Origin of the sequence: Enterococcus sp. HMSC072F02, from assembly GCF_001837725.1 — a bacterium.
In the GTDB taxonomy this organism is placed as follows: domain Bacteria; phylum Bacillota; class Bacilli; order Lactobacillales; family Enterococcaceae; genus Enterococcus_B; species Enterococcus_B lactis.
The window spans coordinates 1-4,313 of the sequence record NZ_KV833897.1 but is presented as its reverse complement, the minus strand read 5'-3'; the positions used below and the strand labels follow the sequence as shown (position 1 = coordinate 4,313).

Here is a 4,313-nt window from a genome sequence, read left to right as displayed (position 1 = left end):
TAGCTTAATTTTACAATCGGCGTAATATAAAAGGTAAATAAAAAAGAGTGGATTTCTCCACTCCATGAAAAGCCGACTTTTTGGGACGCTTTTTTTTGCCAAGCCTCACATTTTTATAGCCAAACTTCTTTTGCGACTTTCTGCAATAATTGGATTTTCTTCCATTGTTCTTCTTCTGTTAAATGGTTTCCTTCTTCTGTTGAAGCAAACCCACATTGAGGACTGATACTTAGATTTTCCAACGGTATAAATTGTTGTGCTTCTTTTATTCGTTCTTTTATCTTCTCCGTATCTTCCAAATCTGGAAACTTAGAAGTAACTAATCCTAAAACGACTTTACTTTCTTTGTTATTCCAATGTCTTAAAGGGGTAAAATCACCTGCTCGTTCAGAATCGTATTCCAAAAAGAAACCATCATAATTCGTTGAAAACAACTCTTCTGCAATGGGTTCATATCCACCGGAGAACAGCCAAGAAGAAGCGTGATTACCACGGCAGATATGTGTCGTGATCGTCAAATCTTCTGGTTTGTCTTCCAGTGCGTTATTGATAATCTCTGTACAAATATGGGCCATTTCTTTCGGATCAATTCCTTTTTGAAGAAGTGTTTCTCTTTTAGTTTGATCAGCTAAAAACGCCCAATTTGTATCATCGAATTGCAAGTAGCGACAACCTTTTTCATAAAAAGCATGGATGGCTGCTTTGTAAGTAGATGACAAGTCCTCATAAAAATCAGATAGATCAGGATAGATCTCATTGATTTTTGAAGAACCATCGTTAGATAGAATCTCTTGTCGTAAAATCATCGTGGGACTAGGGATCGTTGCCTTTGCGACAAAAGTATCATCTGTTTCCACTACTTCTTTCAGAAAAGCAAAATCTTTTAAAAATGGGTGGTTTGTATTGAAAGATAATTTATCTACTACCCGAATATTATAAGCTGGAGCTGCTTTCCCGTGGAATGTTTGATTATATCCAGTTTCTGGAACATAGCCTTCGATACCATTTAGTTCTTCTAAAAAATCAAGATGCCAAAATCCGCGCCGAAATTCGCCATCCGTAATTCCTTTGATGCCCACTGCTTTTTGATCTTCTACTAATCTCTTTATCTCCTGATCTTCGATTGTACGAAGTTCTTCTTTTGAAAGTAAGCCTTCTTGAACTTTTTTTCTTGCTTCTTTGATCGATTGCGGACGTAAGAAACTTCCGACATGATCTACTGTAAATGGTTTGTTTTTGCTCATTTCACTCACTCTTTTCTTTGTTTTTTGTAAAAAAAAATCCTTTTACTAGCAAATACTAGTAAAAGGACGATTATACTCGTGGTACCACCTTTTTTCAGAAAAAACATTCTTTCTCTCAGCCTGACAATAAAATCAGTGGTCTTGGTAACGAAAGACTGTTCGTTTTTGCCTACCTTTCGACAAAAAATCCTCTAAGGCCATTTTCGACAGTCAACTTCTAGCTTTTTACACCAACCAAAGCCTCTCTTGAACCATTTCCTGTCTACTTTCCTTCTCATCGGATACTATTAGAATAAAATTAGAATAGCATGTTTGAAAGAAAAGTCAATAGGGGATAAGAACAAACAAAAACTAATTTGTTATCTTTAGATCACTTCCTTAAAATAATTATACCCGTTTCAACTACATAAAAAGGACCTAGTTTTGAAAAATTTCCCATCAAAACTAGGTCCTTTTTATTATAGTTATGCAAATTTGCTGATTTCTTCATTATTTCCGTCTTATGAGGTTTTAAAAAGTTTTATGGTACGTTCTATATTTTCAGCTTCCTTATCCCCATATAAGATGCGTTCTACTTTACCATTTTTTATAAAAATTACAGCAGGAATACTTTCGACACCTAATTTATTATAATATTTTCTGAAATTATCAACATCGGTTTTATTTCCAGTAGTATCTAGGTAATTAATTTCTAGTTTTTCCTTTTCCAAATAAGAAATTAATTTTGGTTTATATAATATACAGTCTGGACAATTTTCTCTACCAATGTAAACAATACTATTCCCCTTACTATCCATGATAGAGTCTATACCTTGAATTGTAGTTGTTTTTAAAGGCTCCTGTTTAATTCTTGATAATTGAGTAGAACCTAATACAAGTGTAACCATTGCTGCTAATGATATTACCAAATAAACAGCTTTTTTATTTTTTTTAGCATACACTATTCCAAAAATCATAAATGCTAAACAAGTATATAAAAGTAATATTTGCCAAAAAAAGATTCGTGTAAAATGTATTTCTAATGAATTTTCAGAACCATTTACAATTCCTGATATAGTTAACAGGTTCAATGGTGCCTGAAAAGTTGTTCCGTTTAAAAAACTATTTACTCCATTAGGAATTATCAACGCAACTAGAATTGAAAATGTTGCAAAAAATGAAACGCCGCTATATTTAAAGATGTCAAGAATTATTTTTTTCATAGTCGTTCTTTCTCCCATTTAGTATTAAATACGTGATTTGTTATGATAAAACCAGTAACAATAAAAATTGTTACTAATGTGATTTGGATAATACTAGAATAACTATTAAAAAGGTTAATTAAATAAGTAATCGGAAATAAGCCTAGTACACAAACCAATATAAGGCTAGTTTGCGATAATGGATTTTCTTTACTGTATGGAAAGAAAACACCCAAAATAATAGAACTAAGAGTAGAAGTTGCTAAAATTCCTAAACCAAAAAGGCATTCTCTTAAACTTGGAACTTTAAAAAGAAGCATTAATAAAAAGAAGAAAGAGGTAACAACAAATGTGCTGATGAACTTCCCTAAAAAATATTGACTTCTCTTAACTCCTAAAATTCTATAAAAACTTAACATCTTTTCATCTACGCCATAACTTAGAAAGCCAAGTGTACCTAACAAGCCAGCATCTATCTTAATAAGAATATCTAATATTGGAAGATGACTCAGTAGTGTAAAGATATTTAATCCTAATAGTAGAAGAATTAAAAGAATTGTATTTTCAGAGCGTAACAATAATTTCATATCTTTAAGAATAAGACTAATATTTAAGCTTTTGGTATTATTGATTTTAGCAAATACTTTTGATTGATATTCATTTTTATCTTGAATGGAAGAAAGCAAAGCAAAACTATGGATACAAGCAATAAATATTACTAATTCTACTAAAACAAGAAGTAAAAGATTAACAGAAAAGGTATTCTCTAAAATAATATGGCCTAAAAATCCCAAGTTCCAGAATAAGATATTATAAGAAAATGTTTCGTAATTTAGTAAGATATTTTGAATATTTTCAAGCAAAGTAACAACAATTCTCAATATAATAATCGTTTGCACCAATAAAGAAACACTTTTAGCAAAGGGAATTTTCATGCGTATTCCTAAAAAAAATAAAATATTATAAGACAAATTCATTAATAAAGTGATAAATATTGATTGTAATAAGAAAATTCCTGCTATTCTTAATGACAGAGAAACTGATATTCCATTTGTTACAAGTTGTGGAATGATAATTATAGAAAATAAGATAGAAGGTATTGCTACCTGTATGCTTAACGGAAAAGAATAATATCCAATATACATAGCTAATTTAGATATAGGCAACCTATCCAAGTTTCTTAAAATTTTAGATTCATCTGGATCAAGAAATTTTAAAACAATAAAAATAGAAAAAGTAAAGATTGATAGCGATATTAAATAGGTTAAATTTGCAGAATAAAGTATCTCTAAATTCCCATTTAAAAAAATAGATACAATATCATGTGTTAGAATATTTGCTAGTAAAGCAGAAATTCCGATTATGATAAAAACAGAAAGAAACATTCCAATTCTCTTTTCTTTTGAATTTAGAACTTGATTGATTTTATTTCTATATACTTTCGATAACATCGAAATAATCTTCAAGATAACAATCAATTTCATTCTCCCTTTCTTTCAAAAATGCCGCCTCAAGAAATGCCTCTTCTATTTTATTTTTTTTATATTGGGATTTGATTTCTTCAGGAGTACCACCTCCTACTACTATTCCACGAGTTAAAATTAAAATTTTGTCACATATTTCTTCAATAAAGAGTAAATCATGACTAGTAATAAGTATTATTTTCCCCTTGCGTTTAAACGAATCCACTATTTTTTTCAGAACATAAACAGCTTCGACATCTAATCCTCTACAGGGTTCGTCTAAAACTAAGACATCAAATGGTTTCATAATCATTGAAATAATCTGCAACTTTTTCTTCATACCGTGAGAATAAGAACTGATTAGCTTGTCTATATCTTTTTTCAAATCAAATATTTTTAATAACGCCGATTGTAAAATTAAGCTA

General features: G+C 30.4%; 4 protein-coding genes and 1 other annotated feature. All 4 genes read right to left on the bottom strand.

All coding sequences use genetic code 11. The features are described 5' to 3' along the window. Positions 1 to 113: 113 nt before the first annotated feature. Positions 114 to 1,244 carry a 5-methyltetrahydropteroyltriglutamate--homocysteine S-methyltransferase gene (locus tag HMPREF2731_RS01925; protein ID WP_070704542.1) on the bottom strand — a complete coding sequence of 377 codons (1,131 nt, stop codon included), beginning with the start codon at positions 1,242 to 1,244 and terminating at the stop codon, positions 114 to 116. A 59-nt stretch (positions 1,245 to 1,303) separates the two neighbouring features. Next, positions 1,304 to 1,531: a binding site (T-box leader), on the bottom strand. 213 nt (positions 1,532 to 1,744) lie between these two features. Beyond that, positions 1,745 to 2,446 (bottom strand): thioredoxin family protein, encoded by a 702-nt coding sequence (locus HMPREF2731_RS01920; protein ID WP_070872207.1) that lies wholly within the window; start codon positions 2,444 to 2,446, stop codon positions 1,745 to 1,747. Next, positions 2,443 to 3,876: a hypothetical protein gene (locus tag HMPREF2731_RS01915; protein WP_227326314.1), complete on the bottom strand. Its 1,434-nt coding sequence runs from the start codon at positions 3,874 to 3,876 to the stop codon at positions 2,443 to 2,445. Before HMPREF2731_RS01915 ends, HMPREF2731_RS01920 begins: the two co-directional genes overlap by 4 nt. After that, a partial coding sequence (locus HMPREF2731_RS01910; protein ID WP_141762855.1) for an ATP-binding cassette domain-containing protein occupies positions 3,857 to 4,313 on the bottom strand: 457 nt, incomplete at its 5' end. The genes HMPREF2731_RS01915 and HMPREF2731_RS01910, both read right to left, overlap by 20 nt.